Annotated in this window: 16 protein-coding genes and 1 tRNA gene; 2 read left to right on the plus strand and 15 right to left on the minus strand. The window is 41.3% G+C overall.

Annotation, left to right across the window (positions count from 1 at the left end; genetic code table 11):
- Window positions 1–41: 41 nt before the first annotated feature.
- Both DESOR_RS15755 and DESOR_RS15760 read right to left on the minus strand, forming a co-directional pair.
- Window positions 42–857: an ATP-binding protein gene (locus DESOR_RS15755; RefSeq protein ID WP_014185572.1), complete on the minus strand. Its 816-nt coding sequence runs from the start codon at window positions 855–857 to the stop codon at window positions 42–44.
- Window positions 858–896: 39 nt separating this feature from the next.
- Complete coding sequence (locus DESOR_RS15760) at window positions 897–1,661, minus strand: DnaD domain protein (RefSeq protein ID WP_014185573.1); 765 nt, start codon at window positions 1,659–1,661, stop codon at window positions 897–899.
- 213 nt (window positions 1,662–1,874) lie between these two features.
- Here DESOR_RS15760 and DESOR_RS15765 point away from each other — a divergent pair, with 213 nt between their 5' ends.
- Window positions 1,875–2,465 (plus strand): HD domain-containing protein, encoded by a 591-nt coding sequence (locus tag DESOR_RS15765; protein WP_014185574.1) that lies wholly within the window; start codon window positions 1,875–1,877, stop codon window positions 2,463–2,465.
- Window positions 2,466–2,476: 11 nt separating this feature from the next.
- Here the strand turns inward: DESOR_RS15765 and DESOR_RS15770 are convergent, their stop codons facing one another.
- The 13 genes from DESOR_RS15770 to DESOR_RS15830 form a co-directional block, all read right to left on the minus strand.
- Window positions 2,477–4,198, minus strand: coding sequence for an MBL fold metallo-hydrolase RNA specificity domain-containing protein (locus tag DESOR_RS15770; RefSeq protein WP_014185575.1), 1,722 nt, complete (start codon window positions 4,196–4,198; stop codon window positions 2,477–2,479).
- Window positions 4,199–4,398: 200 nt separating this feature from the next.
- On the minus strand, window positions 4,399–5,037 hold the full coding sequence (locus tag DESOR_RS15775; protein ID WP_014185576.1) for a response regulator: 639 nt from the start codon (window positions 5,035–5,037) through the stop codon (window positions 4,399–4,401).
- Window positions 5,034–6,176: a sensor histidine kinase gene (locus tag DESOR_RS15780; RefSeq protein ID WP_014185577.1), complete on the minus strand. Its 1,143-nt coding sequence runs from the start codon at window positions 6,174–6,176 to the stop codon at window positions 5,034–5,036. The genes DESOR_RS15775 and DESOR_RS15780 overlap by 4 nt, the downstream gene beginning before the upstream one ends.
- Window positions 6,177–6,296: 120 nt before the next feature.
- Entirely contained in the window at window positions 6,297–7,064 is a 768-nt protein-coding gene (locus tag DESOR_RS15785; protein ID WP_014185578.1) for a hypothetical protein, read from the minus strand.
- A 479-nt stretch (window positions 7,065–7,543) separates the two neighbouring features.
- Window positions 7,544–8,338, minus strand: coding sequence for a methyltetrahydrofolate cobalamin methyltransferase (locus tag DESOR_RS15790; protein ID WP_014185579.1), 795 nt, complete (start codon window positions 8,336–8,338; stop codon window positions 7,544–7,546).
- A 73-nt stretch (window positions 8,339–8,411) separates the two neighbouring features.
- Window positions 8,412–9,374, minus strand: coding sequence for an acetyl-CoA decarbonylase/synthase complex subunit delta (locus tag DESOR_RS15795; RefSeq protein ID WP_014185580.1), 963 nt, complete (start codon window positions 9,372–9,374; stop codon window positions 8,412–8,414).
- Between the two features lie 15 nt (window positions 9,375–9,389).
- Complete coding sequence (locus DESOR_RS15800) at window positions 9,390–10,151, minus strand: ATP-binding protein (protein ID WP_014185581.1); 762 nt, start codon at window positions 10,149–10,151, stop codon at window positions 9,390–9,392.
- 21 nt (window positions 10,152–10,172) lie between these two features.
- Window positions 10,173–12,083 carry an ASKHA domain-containing protein gene (locus DESOR_RS15805; RefSeq protein WP_042331309.1) on the minus strand — a complete coding sequence of 637 codons (1,911 nt, stop codon included), beginning with the start codon at window positions 12,081–12,083 and terminating at the stop codon, window positions 10,173–10,175.
- Between the two features lie 99 nt (window positions 12,084–12,182).
- The gene (gene acsC / locus DESOR_RS15810) at window positions 12,183–13,508 is read right to left on the minus strand and encodes an acetyl-CoA decarbonylase/synthase complex subunit gamma (RefSeq protein ID WP_014185583.1); all 1,326 of its coding nucleotides are present in this window, start codon (window positions 13,506–13,508) and stop codon (window positions 12,183–12,185) included.
- Between the two features lie 91 nt (window positions 13,509–13,599).
- Window positions 13,600–15,780, minus strand: coding sequence for an acetyl-CoA decarbonylase/synthase complex subunit alpha/beta (gene acsB, locus DESOR_RS15815; protein ID WP_014185584.1), 2,181 nt, complete (start codon window positions 15,778–15,780; stop codon window positions 13,600–13,602).
- A 17-nt stretch (window positions 15,781–15,797) separates the two neighbouring features.
- The gene (gene cooS / locus DESOR_RS15820; RefSeq protein ID WP_014185585.1) at window positions 15,798–17,816 is read right to left on the minus strand and encodes an anaerobic carbon-monoxide dehydrogenase catalytic subunit; all 2,019 of its coding nucleotides are present in this window, start codon (window positions 17,814–17,816) and stop codon (window positions 15,798–15,800) included.
- 68 nt (window positions 17,817–17,884) lie between these two features.
- Complete coding sequence (locus DESOR_RS15825) at window positions 17,885–18,649, minus strand: ATP-binding protein (RefSeq protein WP_014185586.1); 765 nt, start codon at window positions 18,647–18,649, stop codon at window positions 17,885–17,887.
- Between the two features lie 340 nt (window positions 18,650–18,989).
- Entirely contained in the window at window positions 18,990–19,850 is an 861-nt protein-coding gene (locus tag DESOR_RS15830; protein ID WP_014185587.1) for a DegV family protein, read from the minus strand.
- Between the two features lie 339 nt (window positions 19,851–20,189).
- Here DESOR_RS15830 and DESOR_RS15835 point away from each other — a divergent pair.
- Window positions 20,190–20,266: transfer RNA gene (locus DESOR_RS15835), tRNA-Pro, on the plus strand.
- Window positions 20,267–20,507: the final 241 nt, after the last annotated feature.

Consider the following 20,507-nt stretch of genomic DNA (forward strand, 5'->3'; position numbering starts at 1 on the left):
CGCACCATAAAGGACATGCATAGGTTTAAAAAATTTTTTAATTATTTTCTGCCTTCACGCTCTTCGTAAATCTGAAAGCGAATATCTTTTGGGACGGTTAATCTGAAAATCCGGGAAGATTGAATGATTCGGGATGTGGTCCGTAGCCCAATATAGTCTTCCATTTCTTCCAGGGGCAGATTGGAAGTAATGACCGTAGGGAGATGCTCATTCAAACGATAATTAATGATGGAATACAGTCTGTTTTTCGTCCAGTCAGTATAGTTATGGGCACCAAGATCATCCAAAATCAAAATCGGAATTGTCCGGGCCGAATCCAATAAGTCCAGCTCATTGAGTTCGGATTTATAAGTCGCTCTCAGTTCATCCAAGAGATCTGGCACTACCAGAAACAATACCTTGCGATTGGCCGCCATTAATTCATTAGCTATGGAAGCTGCCAGATATGTTTTTCCAGATCCTACAGGTCCTGTAAAAAGAATTCCCAGACCATAAGGGCTATGCAGACACTCCTTGACGAAGCTCTTGGCGGCATTTAAGGCCTTAATCGCTCCTTCACTATGACTTTGGTCGGATGCTGACGAGGAATAATAGTCAAATCGAAACTTATCAAATCTGCAGTTCATCAATTCTCGAGAAATTCGAGCATGACGAAATTGATTCTCTAGTTTTTTCGTTTGCATACAGCTGCAGGGATAGGCAACGTCCCCCTCCAGAATAATTCCTCGGTCCTGGCAAATAGGGCATTTAAACACTTCAGAGGCAGGCAAAGCATCTATTTCATTTTTTACTGAATTTCCCGTTGAAGGTATCTCTGATAAAAGATTACCGTTCAAAATATCTTTGACGCTTTTCATAGTTGGATGTCCTCCTTATAAAATCAAGACATACCTCAATTAAAGATAGAAGTTTTCATATTTGCTAGGCGATGTTTTTGGGCCTTTACTTTTACCCTTCGACGTCTTTTTTTCCTGCCGGGCTTGGAAATAGACATCCTCAGCTTCAACCTCTGCTCTGGTACGCAGCCCCTTTTTTTCCCACTCTCGTAAAATTGAGTCTAAATAGCGAAAGTTTCGAATCCCAGCGCTAACCCCTCTCCTTAAAGCTTCTATAATGAGTTCTTGAGAATAATGGACCGACAGCCAGCGATCAATATTTTCACACTCTAAGCGTGTGAGCGGCCGTCCCAACTCTTGTTCAAAAGTCTGCACTAAGTTTTCTAAAGCTGGGTTAACTGACGAAGAGAGGTTACTAGAGACTGCCCCTGTTTGTTTCAAAGCACGTTCTTCTTCTAATTGCTGAGAGCGCTCAATAGCCCATAATTCGGCTAATTCCTCGATCAGGCCAACGAAACTGTAGCTATTCCCCCACTTTAACTCTATTGGATTCCAATGTCTTTCAATGGATAAGAGCTTTCTTTCAACTAAACTGCCCAGTAGTTCTTCGATATCTGTAGGTGAAGCACTCATTCGCTCTGCTATTGCCGCACTGGAAGGGTATGGATTTGTCTCGGAATCACAGAGTATCTGAATCAACACCATCATTTCCATATTGCTAATTCCAATTTTTGTATAATGGGTTAATAAATATTTTGGAATGGAAACCACACCAGAAAAGAAAAGAGCCTGTGTAAAGCTCCCATAAACATTTACTTTATTCATTGACATTCATCTCCTATGTACCGGTCAGAAATATTCTCTAAAGTATTCTCTAAATTATTACATAATCCTTTTTTAAATAACCTTAAGAAAAGAAAGATAGATTATTTTTGGCAATTAAAATCAAAAACTCCCATTAAAGACCGCCATATTATGGAAGGATTTTGAAGGCCTTTTGGCGTATATATAGTCATCGTATTTAAGGAGGTATTAGGGATGGATTTGAGAAAAGAACTTATTCAAATAGTCGAAAAATCAGGAGCCCTCTCTGCTTGGGGAGTTAAGCATTGCTTTAGAGTATACCACTTATCAAAAGAACTTTCGAGTCATTTATCTTTAGATGATGAAGTTCTCTATACTTCGGCAATGCTGCATGATACAGGGAAATATCCAGTTTATGCCTTAAAAAATATTGATCATGCTTTACGATCAAAAGGAGTAGCCGCCAATCTACTCCAACAAATGATGTTTCCTCCTGAAAAAATCCCCCTGGTTCTGGACGCTATTGAAAATCACATGTACTACTCAGAACCGGGAAAAAGCGATGAAGCCATCTACCTGCGAGAATCAGATATTCTCGATAATCTAGGTAATATTGGCCTAATGCGTTTATTTAGTTTAGTTGGGCAAGATGAATTAATTCAAACACCGGAAGATGCCATCGAACGTGCCCGCCTCTTGGCAGACGCACTTCCTGACAAAGTTGTTACTAGAGCCGGCAAACGCTTAGCAGTTAAACGCCGGGAAGAAACCCTTCGGTTTCTAGCCGGCATCAAGCGTCAATCTTTAGAGTTTGCTTGGCTGTAAGTTTGTGGCACCTAATGTTTTCTTCTGCGATCTTGATCTTCCAGCCAACGAGTCATGCTATCAAGAACATTAACCACATGCTCGAAATCGCGTTTCTTCTGTCCATCGTCAATGAGTCGTTTGAGATAGTGTTGTAATCGCGCGTAGGCTCTATTAACATGGGAGCGGGACAACCTCGAGGCAGATGTCTTTCCTCGTTTTTGAGCAGGAAGAACTGGGGGAATAATTGCTTTGCTTGAAGGTTTATCAGTTGCCTCTTTGGCCGTTTCAATACTGATTTCGGTTTTCGGTGTTAACCAAGGTTTTTCAGGTGCCTGTTGAATAACTTGTTCAAGGGTAAATACTAAACTTTCTCCAAGCTCAGGTATAAGGGGTTTTTTACCAAAGGCTTCAAATACTTTTTCGGAAAATACACTCTGAGCTTCATGCTCACCATGAACAAGGATAATTTGCTCTGCTTTTTTTCCTAAAATTGAAAGCCAATGTAAGAGTTCCGCCTGATCTGCATGGGCAGAGAAGCCATCCATATGGCCAATTCGTGCATGCACCGCAACTTTCTCTCCATGTATAGTTACTGTTTCAGCTCCATCGGAAAGAATACGGCCAAGAGTTCCTTGAGCCTGATAGCCAACAAATAAGACCGTTGCATTTTCTCGCCAGAGATTATGTTTGAGATGGTGTTTAATTCGGCCTGCATCAGCCATACCACTGGCGGCAATTATAATTGCTCCGCCCTCTATTGAATTTAGAGCCATAGAATCTTGAGCGGTTTGACTAAAATGCACATTCGCCATATTTAAAGGATTATTTCCAGTTCTAATAAGCTCGCTAGTGATAGCATCAAAATTTTCGGTGTTTTCTTGGAATATCTTAGTAGCAGCGATAGCTAACGGACTGTCAATATAAATCGGTAAAATGGGTATACGTTTTTCATCTTGCAATTTTCTCAGATAAAAGAGAAGATCCTGAGTTCGTTCAATTGCAAATGCAGGAATCACTAAATTCCCACCGGCCTCATAGGTAGAATTAATAATGTCGGCAAGCTGATCATAACGTTCTAACGTGCTGTTCTCTGAATGAAGACGATTTCCATAAGTGGTTTCCATGATAACAATATCAGCGACACTTAATATACTGGGATCTTTTATATAAGGTTGATTAATATTACCAATATCTCCAGAAAAGACAATTGTTTTGTTGAAGTTCGGCTCTTTAATATGAAGCATCACATGAGCTGATCCCAGAATGTGCCCAGCATCAAAGAATTGAAAGGATATAGTGGGAGTAAGTTCAATGAGATCTTTATAGTGAGTTGCTTGGAAATAGGCAATGGTATCCATAGCATCCTGAACAGTATAGATGGGAGTCAACGGCTCTAGTCCAGCGCGGTTGCGCTTCCGATTCTTCCGTTCAATTTCCATTTCTTGAATATGTCCACTGTCCGGAAGCATGATAGAACATAATTTAATTGTTTCAGGTGAAGCATATATCTTGCCCTTGAAACCAGACTTCATTAATTTGGGAAGCATTCCGGAATGATCTGTATGGGCATGGGTTAAAATCACCGCATCCAAACTTGCCGGGTTATAAGGAAACTCTCCATAATTTAATTCTTTCACTGCTTTGGAACCCTGAAACATTCCACAATCAATTAATATCCGTGATTCTCCTGATTCCACAAGAAACGATGATCCGGTAACGACCTGTGCAGCGCCAAAAAAACTTATCTTCATCTATTCATCCTCCAAAAATAGCGTCTCGACTGCTTTTTTACAGGTAATTTAAAGTAGAAAAGCATTTTAGACGCCTTTGCGTATTATTTCTATCTTGATTTTAATATCTTACTAGAGAGAGGTCTGCCAATTTCCGAATATTATTACATTTATTTTACCTGTTTAGCAAAGATTTAGCAATGAAAAGCACAAATCCTAAATTAATCAAGTTTAAAAAAGTTTAACTTAACGGCTTTTAGGGCAGCTTGTGTACGATCTTCTACAGATAATTTTCGATAGATACTTGATAAATGGTTTTTTACGGTTTTTTCACTAATAAATAACGAAGTGCCAATCTCACGATTAGAAGCTCCTTTAACAACATAATGGAGGATTTCCATCTCACGCTCACTTAGACCGCAGGTATCTTTAGAAGGGCTTGGCTGACTGATTTGTTCCAGGAGTTTACCCGTAACTGTGGGAGATAAGATCGGCTCACCGGAATAAACTTTTCGAATGGACTGAATCAACGTCTTTGAATCCACATCTTTCAGCAAATAACCTGCTACTCCCAGCTGAAGGACCTGAAAAACTTTTTCATCGGAATCATCAATAGTAAGCACTAAGATGCCAATATTTGGATGTTCACGCCGAATCACCCTTCCCGCCTCCAGGCCATTAACCCCCGGCATATTCAGGTCCATTAATAAAATATCAAAATTCATACTTCTGGCTACATTGATGGCACCTTGACCGTCACCAACTTCGGCAACAACTTCAATACCATCTTCAAATTCTAAAATGCGACGCAATCCCTCTCGAATTAGAGGATGATCATCGGCAATGACTATTCTTATCAAGTTGTCTTTCCTCCCTCCTGGCTCGAAGGAATTGATAACTCTATCAACGTCCCCTTGCCTAGGATTGATTGTATTCTAAAGTGTCCGGAAAACATCTCTACTCTCTCACGCATACCAACTAGACCAAAATGTTCTCCTGGAGTATTCATAGCCGATTTGACTTCAAACCCTTTGCCGTAATCACGAATCCTGGCAATCATCCAATCATCTCGAAATATCAAATGAACATCTACTTTTGGAGAATGAGCATGTTTTGCAACGTTTGTCATTCCCTCCTGAACTAGACGGAAAAGTGCAACCTCCATGGCCGGGAGAAGTTTTCTCTCTTCTCCTTCAACACGAAGTTGACATTTGATTCTATAATTATTCTGAAAATTATCCAAATAATTAGAAATAGCCCCTAGGATACCTAAGTCATCTAGGGCCATAGGCCGAAGATCAAAAATAATCCTGCGGATATCTTGTAAATTAGCTCGTACTAAATTCTTCAAATCCTTAAGCTCGGCTTTGACACGACCGGAATCCAACTCAAGTAATTTCTCAGCAATTTCCAGGCGCAAAACAATATTCGCTAAGGTCTGAGCAGGACCATCATGAATTTCTCGAGCTACACGACGACGCTCTTCCTCTTGAGCTCGAATCACTCTTAAACCCATCTCATATTTTTGTCCATGATTTTGGGACTGAAGAGCCTCAACGACTTCACCTTGCAGTAAACTAATCGCCATACTGACTTGAGTCATTAAATTTTGGGCGCGCTCAATCGTTATCTCCATTTGAGTTAATGATCGTTCCAGATCATCCCGGCGTTTACGCAATTCAACTTCTTTCTGTTGTAATAACTGCAATTTAACTTGGGCATCTTTAGCTTCTGAGTATGTCTCCATCATTTCTTTTTGAGAATATTTTTCATGCAGTCGATTGACTTCCATCAACTTTTGGCGCATCCGACGTTCTATTTTTTCTTGACTGTCAACTAGAGATATTATGTCTTTGATATCTAATTTGAGTTGAGAGAGCTCGTTGATTAATCGTTGTGTTTCAGTGCGTGAAGTTTCGGCAATATAAAAGATTTCTTCCTTGCCCGATTCAATAGCCTTTAAAGTTTTTTTTATGATTTCTCCCAACTGGTCCGTCAACATTATTCCTCATTTCAGTAACTTATATATCTTCACATTTCTTACTCTATCATTGTTTATTCGACACAGAACCATTATTTCCTACTTCTTTTCATAAAAATTAAGATATTAGATTTCATCTCACTTGATTTTCTTTCCAATCCGCATTAGGTTTTTTAGTTCTCTCTCTAAACGCCTAGGATAGGCTAGCTCCTCTTCCCCTACAACCATGACCTTCCATCCATCTTTAAAATAAATTTCTTTATTTAATTTTTGATCCATATCAGCGCAATATATCAAAATATCGTTGAGTTGTGCTAAAAATGTTTGACTAAGTAAAGTAACGTCCCATTGAATGGTTTCCTTTGGGAATAAATGTGGAAGTGTTTTTTTAATACGTTCTCTATATAATTGAGTCTGATTTAACGCATTGGTCTCTCCATCTATACATTCAGTATCTGGTATATTCTCAATTAATTCAGCCAATTTTTGGTTGCCTGAATCGACCAGTCTGTCCACTTTTTCATTCTCCTGATGGACAAGTGCTAGAGCGGGTTGTGCCTGAGTGAGTTCAAGTTGAACAGTTTCTATTTCCAAATCACCAACGACAGTTAACATACCTTCTTTTATCATTCTGTTCATTGTATTGTGAAATGCTGGGAAATTATTAATCACTCTTGGATCAGGGAGCTGTTGCTCAATAATTTGCTTTAGGCCATCGGCTAAATATTCTGCAGGTAGGGATGAAAAGCCTTGTAATAAAGCTGTGATTTTGGCAATGAGTTGACAACCCTTCTGATATTCGGAATTAGAATCTGAACCGGATAATATACAAACAGTTAATATTTTCTCAATGATTTGCTCTGTCCATTCCTCAATCTTTGGGTTATTGTGATAGTATGTTTCCATAATTATCCCCTTCCAACGGTTATTGTTAATAGCTATGCTTGTGTTAGAAGTGGTATGATAAACAAATTAGGCGAAAACACTGTCTTTGCACTTATTTATGCAACAAAAGTTATACTTTCTGAATAGCACCATGCCGTTACTATTTAAGGATACCCCCCAGGCCACTGGCCGCTGCTAAGGCGGCACTAGCAGATAATGAAAAGAGGGCTCCTGGGGCGGGCAGTTTCGCCACATCCGCTCACCCAGCATTCCGAGATTCGCCTACTCGCTGGCGCGGGAGCTATCTTCAGCGGATAAGTATTCTTTGGAGATAGCCGCTTCGAGCGAAAATGTCCACCGGACACTTTCGTGCCAAACCTCTGGGTAGTACATGAAGTGAATAATGGCTTCTCTTTAGCATAGAAAAAGAGCTGCAACGTCAAAACGATCGTTGCAGCTCAATACATAATACAGTTATAGCCATGAATTCTCAGCTAGTTTTAGCGAGCTCGGAAAACTTTAAGATAGGAATCAGCGTAAATGCTCCTGTTTAGAAGTATTTGAGTGGTAGCAGCCACGTCCACTAAATCATCATCATTGGCATCCATGATTGCCGCATCCAGCCCGCAGGCAACAGCCATAGCCAGATAGGTTCGATTAATCAAGTTGCGGTCTGGGGATTTTTGTGAAACATTGGATAATCCTAAAACTGTGCGAGGTGCTGGATTAGCCAACATTTTTACTTGTCGTAAAGCTTCCAATACTTCTGGTGCATGTTCTTGAGCAACATTCACCGGAAGAATCAGGGGATCGATGTAGAGGTCCTCCATTGGTACACCATATTCATCGGCAGCAGCTACCAGCTCCATAGCAAAAGCTACCCGATTCTCAGCATCTTTAGGAATACCTACCTTATCCATGGTTAAACCAATAATACCTGCATTGTATTGAATAGCCATGGGGAAAACACGCTCAATTTTTGGTTGTTCTGCAGGGCAAGAGTTAATGATGGCCGGACGTTTGCAGACTTTTAAACCGGCTTCAATAGCATCATAATTGGTGGAGTCCAGGACAAGGGGTAACTCGGATACTTCCTGAATTACATTAACCATCCACTCATAGGCTTCGACTCTTTCATGGGTAGGAATTGCCGGACCTGAATTAACGTCTAAGTAGTGAGCTCCTCCTTCTTGTTGTTTGACAGCCCAATATTGAATGGGTTTAGGGTCCTTGTTACGCAGAGCTTCTCCGATATCCGTAAACATCCCGTTAATCCGTTCGCCAAAAATAAGCATTAGGTCACGTCCTTTCATTTTTCACTATTTAATCAGCACAATGAAGATTGATGATGATCATTTTTATACGCGATTACTTGCCAGCCAAATCAGCGATATTCTTCTTAACAAGAGCAACTGCAGCAGGATTGCGCATGATTAAAATGCTTGCTCCAACTTGCAGAACCCCCGAAGCAGTAACAGTTTCCCATAGTACACTGCGGTCTTCAAGATCCCCCCAACCAGGAAACTCATCAGCAGAGACATAGGATTCTTTACAACGATTTGCCTCATAGCCAACCGTACAAATAATGGGCATGGAAAGCATTTTGTCATTGGCTAAAGCTCCCAAACGGGCACGTTCCATGATGGAGTAAACATATTCAATTCCAAATCCAAGACCGGCTACCGTGGGGTCGATGACGATTTTGTTTAAGGGGAGCCCCATTTCATTAATCAAAATGTTTAGCTGTTTACAAATGTTGATATCCAATGGGGAACGAGCGATCAAAGTATGCTTGTGGACCATGGCAGCAGCCGTGATTGATTTGTAATTCTCTTGTTCAGCAATACCGATTAAAAGATTTTCTCCGGAAGCGGCTTCTGCGACAACAGCCATAACTTCATTATTTTTTTCAGCATCATCACAGCCTTCAACAATAAGCGGTACCCCCACAGCGGCCAAAACATCTTTTACCACACGAGCGCATTCTTCAGGGGAACGGTTTTCTCCCTCAGGATCTGCACCATTCAGTTTCAAATAGATGAGATCTGCTCCAAAATCCTCCACACACTTTTTAGCCCAAGCAGCTGGATTGTTGATAACATCTCCAATTTGCTTTGTTATCATTTCACTCCAGGCTGGTACTACATCTGTAACCTCCATTGCAATCACAGGAGGGTTCTTCATTTCACCTTCAAAGTGGAGAAAGGGTAAGGAACTATCTCCTCCGACCGTAATTGTATGGGTTCGGGTTCCTCCTTGTTCAGCAGTGGCGCCTAAAACTACCTCTCCAACTTTATTGGAATATTTTTCTTTCACTAATGTTACGGACATGAACTTCTCTCCTTTCTAGTTAAAGATTCCGGCACGGTTCAAAATCTTTTGCACTGCTTGGACCGAGACGGCATCATCAGGCAAATCAAATAACGGTTTGCCTGCTAAGTCATATTCCACAACTAAAGGATCTATGGGGATGTCTCCAATAACGGTAAGACCTGTTCGTTTAATTTCTTCAGTCAAGGATTCCATACTTCCCTCAGTAGTTTTGGTTACAATCAGGTAAATGGTTTCCACGGCGGATTTAAGTCCCTTTATGAGATCGTGTACTCTTCCTGCTGAGCGAATACCTCGGGCTGAAGAATCACTTATAACAAACATTACTTCAACTCGGGGAATGGTACGCCGGCTGATATGCTCTAATCCTGCTTCAGAATCCACAGTCACAAAATCATAGTTTTCCCCGACGTTCTGAAGATGCTTGCGCAAAATATCATTTGGATAACAATAACATCCAGCCCCTTGGGGTCCTCCCATGACGAGCAGATCAATATCTTTTGATTCAACTAAGGATTGTTGAAGTTTGTACTCAATAAAAATATTCTTAGGCATTCCTTCTGGAATTGCTTTAGGATCTTTGCTTGCCTCAATTATTTCTGAAATTGTGGACGTTACATCAAGGCCTAAAGCTTCTCCTAGATTGGCATTGGGATCTGCATCAACGGCTAGTATTGAAGTTCCCTTCTTCTGACGAACCATTTGCCTTAATAATAATGCGGTGAATGTGGTTTTTCCTACTCCACCCTTACCTGCTACAGCTACATATTTTGACATAATAAACCTCCATAATAACAATTATTGTACAGATGGAAATAGGGTAATATCCGTGTGAGGTAAAAACAAGGCAGCCATATATTCGTCCATATAGGTTGCTCCAACTGAAAGTTCGACGTAGGTCATTTTCCGTCCCAGTTCTTCTGCTTCCCGCCAAGCCTTTTTAGAGAGCAAAGCCAGACGTGCACCCTTTACAGATGCATTTCCAATAAACTCAAACCTTTCCTGTTCAAGATCTGGAAGCAGTCCGATTTGAACAGCATCGTGGATATTTAGGTAATTGCCAAAACCACCAGCAATAATGATCTTGCTGATCATTTCAATTTCCACGGCGACCATATTTAAGAGTGATCGAATTCCAGCGTAAATGGCACCTTTAGCACGAATGACATTTTTGACATCATTTTCTGTTATGACTACATCTTTTTCTCCACCGGCTTGATGAGCCCAAGCTAGAACAAATTCTTTGTCATCAGCAGTAGCTCTTAACCGCTGCGATCCTGACGGATGTCCTAACTGAAAATTCCCAGCACGATCGATAATACCTGCACTGAGGAGTTTGGCTATACAATCCACAAGCCCCGATCCGCATATTCCTACAGGCGGGAGGTTATTAACCACTTTAAGGGATACATCCAATGTCTCTGGATCAATCATAATCCGTTCGATTGCCCCCGGCATAGCTCGCATTCCAAAGGTAATTCCGCCGCCTTCAAAGCTGGGACCTGCTGAACAAGCACAAGCTACAAGCCAATCTTGGTTACCGAGCACAATTTCACCGTTCGTTCCAATATCGATAAATAGTATAATATCTTCCCCATTGGCCAAATCCGTTACCAATGTTCCAGCAACAATGTCTCCTCCGACATAACTTGCTACTGAGGGATAACAGTGTACTAATGCTTCTGGAAGCATATGCAGCCCGATCTCTCGAGCAGGATACGAGGGTACTGTTGTCATTGTGGGAATATAGGGTTCCAGTCGAATATAGCGAGGATCTACACCCAAAAACAATTGAGTCATTGTTGTATTTCCAGCTATCATTGCACTGGCAATATCTTTATGGTTTAAGGATTGACGAGCGAGAATCTTATCAAGCAGACCATTGACGGTTTCAAGAACGGCATCTCTGATCTCTATTAAGTTCTGTTCGCTTTCAACAGCATATACAATGCGATTTATGACATCGTCTCCGTACTTTGCCTGTTTGTTGTAAGTACCTTGTTGATCAACAATTTCGCCGGTTATAAGATTAACAAGGTAGACTACCACAGTGGTGGTACCTATATCAACAGCGAGCCCATAAGGAGGTATATCATTTCCTTGCTCTATATTAGTTATGGTTAGTCCTTCTTCAGTATCTGTCAGGGTTATGGATACATCCCAATTAGCTTTACGGAGGGACTCAGGTAGATGTTTAAGAATGGATAAAGGGATGTGAATGGGTTTATCTCCAGTTTTTAAGGCACGGCGGAGCTCTATGCTCAAACGAGCCCAATCACTGGAATTCTCTGTCAGAGTGGGTTTAGAAAGTGTTACCCTCTGCTTCATAGCTAAAGGGTGACGTCCGAATTTCTCCAGTAAATCATGTTTGCTTTCCTGCAGGAACCCTTTTCGAGCATCACCTAATAGTACTTGATGCTCTTGAAGCCTTGACTCAAGAGGCACCTCCATGCTCATATCCCCTTGGACCAAGGTTTTACAGGCGAGTCGATAACCTTTAGAAAGTTGCTCAGATGTTAAATTTCCCGTCCCGTCTATAATGGGATCTCCGCTCAAAACAACGACTTTGCAAGCTCCGCATGTTCCTTTACCACCACAGCCGGATTTTATCATAATTCCGGCTTTTGCGGCTGCGTTCAGCAGGGTTGCGCCATGTTCGACTTCAATTACACGGTTCTCAGGCATGATTTTTACTTGAAAATGGGACATCGCTTTCACTTCCTTACTTACCATGAAATCCCACCAATGTGTTATACCCTTACATCGCTGGTCTCTCAATATAGCTTCTATTTTTAAATGTATACCAACTTAGCTTAAGGTTTTGGAGAAGGATACAATTCCACTTGACTCACGTGGTCCAACAATCGTTTTCCAGCCGGACAACTCTGCCAGTTTTCCTGAAATAACAGCTACATAACCTGGGATAATAATATTGCGATGTTTAACTTTATCAGCAATTCCGGAAGCATTCATTGCTTCAACAATTTTCTCAGGCTCCAATTTGCCGGCTGCATAAGCAGTAAGAACTGATGTGCCATCCGTATCGATTGGTAGAATATAGCTTGGAATTTTAGAGGTTTCTACTTCCCCTTCAACACTATAGTAGGTCAATGAGAAGTTGGTGGTAATATAGAAAGGTGAATTCTCATCCACATTACCAACTGTATGGAGTTTGGGTTCTACTTGGATTGGTTTTTGAGGATCGGTATAGATATTCTGTCTTAAGGTCATTAATGGGAGCAAATGAGCCTTTTTGCTGGTATTTAACACAACTGCACTGGCGTATTTTGCTACATATACGGTCGCTTGCATGATTTCTTCCAATGGATCAGCCTTACTGGTAAATGTAATGACTGGGAAACCAAAGGGTCGGAATTTTTTCTTAATAGCTAAACGACGTATATGGGTTAGGTTTGCCAAGGTGTCTACAGTAGTCCTTGAGCCTGGATCCAAGACAAACTCTTTATACCCTAATCCCTGAGCTTTGGTAACTAGTTCTTCAAGGGCATCCAATCCATCGGCTTTTAGGATAACAGGAACTGAATTATCCTTTGCCAAGTTGACCATAGCCTCATAATTATCGGAGGTTGCTGCACCAATTAGAGGCTTACGGGATGCTAAAGGTTCAAGGGCAGCTTTTAATGCTTCCGGATCACTGCTCAATAAAAGCAAAGATTTGTCAGTGGCCGCTGCTACAGCAGATGCTACCTTAGCAAAACGAGCTGCATCTCCAGATTCCTGAACGATAGCTACACCTTCAATAGAATATTGGAGACCAACACGCTCAAATTCTAGGCCCTTAATTTCTTCAATTTTAGCGTTTACCTCATCATCATTTAAACTGTCTGACACTTGAATCAACAAGGTTGTAGGATGATAAAAGGTCTTATCATGACGAAAAAGAACTGTTTCATCTCCCATCACAGACTCATTGCCAAATTTTATGGCTTTGATCGGAGGAGCGGAGGCGGAATCCAAGTTATCTCGGGCGGCTTCAGTCACATATTGGCAAGAATCAAGAGATGCTTTTCCAGAAGCCAAAGCCATAGCAAAGGCTAGACAAGTAGGCACGCCACATTCTCCGCAGTTTTTCTTGGGTAGTTGTTTGTATATTTCTAAGCCTGTAAGAGCCATTTTAAATCCCCTTTCTAATTGAATTAGGATAAGAGGCAGAGCGGCAAGGCCCCTGGGATCATCCGCTGGGACCTTGTCATCTGCTGATACATTACATTAGAGGGTCAAGACCAAAGCATGGATGTCCATTTTCCTCAAGGAACGGAAGGATTTCTTCGGCAGTGGTCCCAATGGACTCATCTGCAATCTTATCGATGAAATCAGCTCCCAGACCTTCGTCAATTGAGCGTTGAATAAAATCTTCACGCAAGAATTCTTTGAGTTCCTTTGGCATCCAAACGATACGAGCTAAGCCACCGTCAGCAGGGATGAATTTCTTACTCAGCAAATAGGTTCTGCCGATTCCCATGAATCCAGGGGTCTGCATTCCACCGCCGCAGGTTCCAGCAAGGGTGGAGAATGTCATACCACAAGGAGTCATCCCTGAGTGTTCACGAGTTGTCAGCATAAGACCGTTTGCTTCAGGAATAATCGCCATGATTGCTTCAAAGCATCCGCAGGAAGTCATAGGCCGATCCATTAATGTATACAGATTAACCTCTTCCAAAGTATTATTGGAAGCTTTATAGAGGTATTCATTACAGGATTGCCACATACCCTTTAATTCATCAATTGCCGGCCCCTTTGGAATCGGTTGGTTAGGTCCGTTTGGTGCAATTTCGTGAGATGCTTTAGCATCCAGCCAGCTAACCGCACCGCACAAACCGACCCGTTCCGGTGTAACAATACACACATGGTTAGGTGCAAAGGACTGACAAAGCAGGCAAGAGTAGAAATCTTCCACAGATTCGTCTGTCAAACTCCTCATGCGGTCATCACGAGCTCTATAACGTTCGCGGGCAATGATGATACCTTCATCTACCGCAGCTTGGTCAAGCATAATTGTAACTTCAACGCGGTCAATAATGGCCGGGAACTCTTCTTTCAATTTAGCAATTAACAGATCACCAAAGTGTTTCATTAAGAAGCCTTTAGCCCTGGCATCTTTAGATATCCGTACCCAACATAAGTCACGTTGAGCAACGTGCCAAACTCCTTCACCATAGTTGGCGAAATAATGGATCCGGCGTTCAAAAACCCCTTCAAAATCTTCCTGCATCTTACGTCCGTAAATATCAATTTTTATACCCAAAGGAAGTCTCGATCCTTCAGGAACCGTATCTATATCTGGACCTATTACCGTGACCTGACCGTCTACGATATCCTCAGGTCCAACCATTCGGACAAGTTCGAAAGCGGTTGTACGTCCGCCGCCAAATTCGACGTAGGTATCACCTTTACGAATCGTCTCACCTTCAAAAGCCGGTCCAAAGTTAATGGGGATGGGCAGTTCAATATTAGTTAATTTAATACCGCGGACTTCCATGGCCAAAGGAACAATTTTCTCATAATCCGGTTCGGAAATATACCAATCGGGAATTTGCATGTCCTCACCAAGGACTTGGTCAGTCAAAATAGGGAAGCCCATGAAAATTGCGCCCATTGAAGCTGCAATCTTGACATCATCCAACTCACCAAGATTGAGGACGAAAGCGCGAACACGACGACGTTGGTAATCCCTATGGTTTTCACGTTCACCTGCTGGGATACCTCCGAAAGCAAGACCTGCACGGAAGGCATAGTTCACAGCATGGATAACTTGAGTGAAGTTTCCTACTGGGAAAGCAATATAGTCTTCTCCAATTTTTACATTGAGTTCAAGCAACTGCTCAATGACTTCATCACAGAGAAAGATCATAAAACCTTTACCCATCAGATTATCAACAATTTTCTTGGCTGCCTGTGAATCTTTAGCTCTGCCAAGAATGACCGCGACACCAGGAATGGTCCAGTCAACCATTTTAATACCGTGCTTCCGAACAACCGGATCGCCTAAGAAGCCGGTCCAAGGTTTGACCTTAGGTTGTTCACCACGCAGATAATTCAGCACCTCAATAATTTCTGCAGCATATAATACAGATTCACCCCAAAGTCTAGCATTTTCAAAGGTAAGATCTGTACGAATTTGACTGCGCATACGGTTTAAAATAGGGACCAACTCACCTAATTTGGTGACCTTTTCTCCAGAAAGACATGTGATAACTGGTAGATAATAGGCCGTATCCGGATAGCCAACCTCTTGCTCCGTGCCGAAATCTTTAATAGCTCTGTTTAATAAGATTTCTGCATAAGTCATAGCAATGGTTGTACCATCATACGCTCTACGTAACAGTTTTTTCGGTTCATTGTTGGGATCCTTTATTGCGTCAGCGTAAATTTCCTCCATAGACATAAATCATTCCTCCTTTCTTACCAACCTTGGGCAATTGCCGTTTCGTTTTTCTCAGCGGTTTGTTTGTGAATACCTAATTTCCAGGTCCTATATTCTAATGCGTTTAAGAGTTTAGAAGCACCGATAACCGGATCCACTTCAAAAATAAAGTTGCCGCCGAACACATCATGGGCAATTTGAGTCGTAATACCATAGACCAAGTCACTGCCTTCAACAGGCGGCAAACTTCCGACATGAGTTGGGAATCCTAATGTGACACACCAGGAACCGATAGCCACAGCTTTCTCATGCATAGCCTCCGGAGCCGAGGCAACAAACGGTACTTTCGGGATATCTACTCCCAGTTCATTAGCCATAGCCACTGCCAAATCGGCAGCTCGACTGTTATCCACACAGGAGCCGACATGGAAGACTAACGGCAGTCCCGTTGCTAATTGAGGATTGGCTGCTTCCAAAGTCTGAATAAAAGATTTAAGTCCTTCTCCGGCATAAGTATCCACTGCAGCAGGGGACATTAAGCCAAATTTAGCAAATGCACCTGAAGAACAACCAGTTGAAATAACTAAAACGTCATTTTTCACAAGCTCTTTTAAGACCGTTATATGGGATTCATCCTGATAGCGTTTAAGGTTGTTGCATCCGGCCATCAGGCAAACACCTTTGATCTGGCCGCTTAAGATAGCATCCGTTAATACAGAAATAGGGCGTTCGGGGTTGATCTTGGAGAATATTTCAGTTAGTGCTTCTACACTGAAACCTGCAACAAGCTTATGCTTTTCATTAGGTATGGAAATCTTCTTAGGATCTCTCTTCTTATAGGCTTCAATTGCAATCCTGATAAGTTTCTTTGCATCCTCCATTGCCGTAGTGGTATTAAAGGCAACATGTTGAGCACTGGGAACTTTCATGATTGCTTCCGTTGTAATAACTTTGGTGTGATAACATTCTGCAAGAGTTTGTACAGCAGGATATATACATTGAATGTCCACTACCATTGCTTCTAAGGCACCGGTCAAGATAGCCATTTCTTGAGAAGCTGATGACGTTGCTAAATAAACCCCTTCGCGCATGAGCAGCTCATTACCCGTACAGCAAATACCTACGACATTGACTCCTTCAGCCCCAACCTTAATAGCTTCATCTTTCATGGCTCGAGCTGCAGCAACAACCATTTCACTCAATACTGGATTATGACCGTGGACAGCAATATTGACCATTTTAGGATTGATGACGCCTAAGTTAGCTTCAGACACGATTGGCTGGGGAACCCCAAATAAGACGTCACTAAGATTTGTGCCGATATATTCTCCGCCTAAATCAGCAAGGGCACTTTTAAGTCCTCCGAAAATGATATTTACAGGATCACTGTCAACCCCCATAGCTGTTTGAGCAAGAAGTTCTGTAACTGATCCGTCAATATTTTTAGGCATGATATTGGTGTGCTGGAATTTCCTGCGTCGTCCTTCCGTCATGAAGGAGTCCAGAAATGCTAAGGGGCGGTCTTGATAGCGTCCAAAGTCTGCATAGCCAATCTCGACAACGTCTCTTAAAATGTCTTTTTCTTCACGATCCAGAGTTGAAATTCCAAGTTTCTCTGCTAACTTGCGCAATTTTTCAGGAGATTTAATTTCATAATCGTCTGCATGTCCATCAACTAACGCATGAGCTGTATGCAAAACGTGACGTGCGTGTTCTGAGTGGGATGCTGCACCTCCTGCAATCATTCGAACGATGTTTCTTGAAACGATAGTATAGGCTGATGCTCCACAGATTCCGCGGCTGCCGGGACCATCCTCTTTCTTAATTCGGCAAGGGCCGGCAATACAGATGCGGCAGCAAATTCCTTTGTAGCCAAAGGCACACTGTGGCTGTTGAGCAACTGCCCGATCAAAGACCGTTTCCACATTCTTGTCTTTAATCAATTCCAACATTTGTAGGGCACCAGGGTCGGTTGTACGAATGGGATTTTTGGCATCAACGACACGTGGTGCATCTGATGGTCGGGCGGTATGGGTTAAATCCCGATATCTAGGCATGTTACACCCTCCTCTTTATTAAGATCTCTTCTCTAATACTCACTTCTTCTCTACCACCGAAACCTCTGTCATCTCCCTTCATTGGCAATTCTTTGGTAAATAGTATTAAGTTCAACTCCCAGAGACCCACCAGGCAATTCTATGCTGCCCGTATTTAAGGACATTTCCAACAGCTCTTCACTGTACGGGATAACGCCAATAAGCTGTTCTGAAGGAAATTGGTCTCTAAGAAAACTTTCATCTTTAGGGTTTCGCACTTTATTACCAACCACAACAACACGCGGTATGCCTAACTCAGAAGCTAACTGTTGAATAACTTTTACAGTCTGAACGCTCACTTTTGATGGTTCGGTAACAATGACCAAGACATCAACACCTAAAGCTGTACCACGAGTTAGTTGTTCAATCCCAGCACCCATATCCAAAATAACCGTGTCTTTTTCGCCAAGAATTAATGAATTAACCAAGGCTCGAAGAAAGCTGTTTTCTTTGCAATAACATGAGGTCCCTCCCCCTTTAATATTGCCCATACGAAAAAACCTGAGATCCCCTATGGGAATACAGTAATCATCAAGAATATCATCAACATTAGGATTTAGGGGATAATAAGTCCCGCTTCCCCCCATACGTTCTTCAATTAGATCTTTCATATCAACAATTGGTTTAAGAGTCGAGAGAACATCATCGGAGATTCCTAAAATGGTGCCAAGGCTGGCATCCGGGTCTGCGTCAACGGCCAAAACAGTGATACCCTTATTCGATAGCCAGCGGGCAAAATTTGCGGCAAAGGTTGTCTTGCCCACACCACCCTTACCAGAAATTGCTATTTTCAAGAACCCCCACTCCTTCTCCACGTTAATTAAATCACTATTGTCACAATCTTGCGATTTTATTAACTATAATATTCTTTTTTTGTTGCATAAATCCTGCAAACTTTCTGAATATATTTTTTATTTTAGCCTATAATTTTCAAATTACAATATTAATTTAATCTATATCAGAATTTATTGTAATTTCTTTAATATTCAGTATATTTTGAAAATGGTACTATAACTTTATTTTCTATGCATTTTAAATATAAGTTAGAGTAATGCAATTATGGACACCTGTATCTAATTGATTTATGCATTTCAGCATAGAAACTATTGTAAACCTTCATTGTTTTTTAACAGTTTAGTTGAGTTTTGGCCAAGGATGAAATACGAGTCCAAAGGCGCCGGTGCCAACATGCGTTGCAATGACCGGCCCTGCTTCAAATAACCGCACTTCATGTTCCGGATAGCTTTTCTTAAGTTCACGAAGCAACAACATACCTTCCTCCGGAATATTGACATGCATTACACAAATTCGATAATGTTCTCTACTTGAGATTGCTCTATCAAGTTCTTCCCGGACTCGCTGCCAAGCGCGAGATTTTGATCGCACTTTGTCAAAGACATCAATTTGACCGCTTTTATTAAAATAGAGGATTGGCTTAATTTGCAGCAAAGTTCCCAGGAGAGCCGCAGCTCCTCCAATTCGTCCACCTTTTCTCAAGTTTTCCAGTGTGTTAACGATGAAATATAACTCTGTTTGCTTTTCTAATTTTTGAAGTTGATTCATAATTTCTAAGGCACTTAAACCTTGCTCCGCCCATTCGGCAGCTGCCCAGGCTAAGACCCCTAGGCCTAATGCGGAAGATTTTGAGTCAAAAATATGTATTCTGGTGCTGGATGCCAATTCTTTTGCCATTTGAGCGGAATGAAGCGTTCCGCTGATCGCCGATGAGATGTGAATACTGACAATATCTACAACGCCTTTCGAAAACAGAGATTTGTACATCTCAAGAAATCTGCCGACAGAAGGTTGGGAAGTTGTTGATAAACCCGGGATATGACTCATTCTCTCAAAGTAAGTTTTATTGGTCAGTTCTGTTTCAGGAAAGGTCTCTTCCCCAACATTCACATTTAGGGGGACAACATTAATCTGATACTCTTCAAGGATATCCTTCGTCAAATATCCTGTAGAATCCATCACAATCCCAATTTTCCTCAAATCAATTCTCTCCCTCTTGTAAAAAACCCCTTGGAAACATCTGTATTTATTGACTTGTCTAAAGTATATCTTAAAATAAATGGTGTAGCAATCTCATGACCGAACAAAAGGACAAGTTTGTTTCAAAATGACATTTGTTTTACCTATTCTGAACATATAGCGTTCTTACTTCTTTATAGGGCTATTCTATAATACAATCCAAAATTTATCAATGAATAGTCATTCATTTTTGTCATAATAAGACAAAATAGGTTTCTTTAAACGATTTAAAGAATTTTAGAAATGAAATGGTTGACAGGATTAAAACGATTTGTTAATATGAAATTCGTTCCAATGATTCGGGGCGTAGCGCAGTTTGGTAGCGCGCTTGGTTCGGGACCAAGAGGCCGCAGGTTCAAATCCTGTCGCCCCGACCACTGTGAGTTTCAGTGGGAATTTAAACTATCGTTATAATTGTTATTTAGAATCCACTCATCTTTTAATAGATTAGTGGATTCTTTTACACTATATTCATGAATGTCGATTAAAAAGTTAAATTATAACCATATAATCTTAATTTACTTATGACATATTTTAAATTATTTGTTAAAGATAATTATGATTTTACTTAAAATAACACAAAATATTTTATATTAATTTGAAAAATAATAATATTTA

The organism is Desulfosporosinus orientis DSM 765 (assembly GCF_000235605.1).
Classification (GTDB): Bacteria; Bacillota; Desulfitobacteriia; order Desulfitobacteriales; family Desulfitobacteriaceae; genus Desulfosporosinus; species Desulfosporosinus orientis.

What these genes read in the sequence shown, in the direction of transcription:
- DESOR_RS15755 (WP_014185572.1), bottom strand. Translation starts at nt 857, where the DNA reads ATGAAAAGCGTCAAAGATATTTTGAACGGTAATCTTTTATCAGAGATA.
- DESOR_RS15760 (WP_014185573.1), bottom strand. Translation starts at nt 1,661, where the DNA reads ATGAATAAAGTAAATGTTTATGGGAGCTTTACACAGGCTCTTTTCTTT.
- DESOR_RS15765 (WP_014185574.1), top strand. Translation starts at nt 1,875, where the DNA reads ATGGATTTGAGAAAAGAACTTATTCAAATAGTCGAAAAATCAGGAGCC.
- DESOR_RS15770 (WP_014185575.1), bottom strand. Translation starts at nt 4,198, where the DNA reads ATGAAGATAAGTTTTTTTGGCGCTGCACAGGTCGTTACCGGATCATCG.
- DESOR_RS15785 (WP_014185578.1), bottom strand. Translation starts at nt 7,064, where the DNA reads ATGGAAACATACTATCACAATAACCCAAAGATTGAGGAATGGACAGAG.
- DESOR_RS15790 (WP_014185579.1), bottom strand. Translation starts at nt 8,338, where the DNA reads ATGCTTATTTTTGGCGAACGGATTAACGGGATGTTTACGGATATCGGA.
- DESOR_RS15795 (WP_014185580.1), bottom strand. Translation starts at nt 9,374, where the DNA reads ATGTCCGTAACATTAGTGAAAGAAAAATATTCCAATAAAGTTGGAGAG.
- DESOR_RS15800 (WP_014185581.1), bottom strand. Translation starts at nt 10,151, where the DNA reads ATGTCAAAATATGTAGCTGTAGCAGGTAAGGGTGGAGTAGGAAAAACC.
- DESOR_RS15805 (WP_042331309.1), bottom strand. Translation starts at nt 12,083, where the DNA reads ATGTCCCATTTTCAAGTAAAAATCATGCCTGAGAACCGTGTAATTGAA.
- acsC (WP_014185583.1), bottom strand. Translation starts at nt 13,508, where the DNA reads ATGGCTCTTACAGGCTTAGAAATATACAAACAACTACCCAAGAAAAAC.
- acsB (WP_014185584.1), bottom strand. Translation starts at nt 15,780, where the DNA reads ATGTCTATGGAGGAAATTTACGCTGACGCAATAAAGGATCCCAACAAT.
- cooS (WP_014185585.1), bottom strand. Translation starts at nt 17,816, where the DNA reads ATGCCTAGATATCGGGATTTAACCCATACCGCCCGACCATCAGATGCA.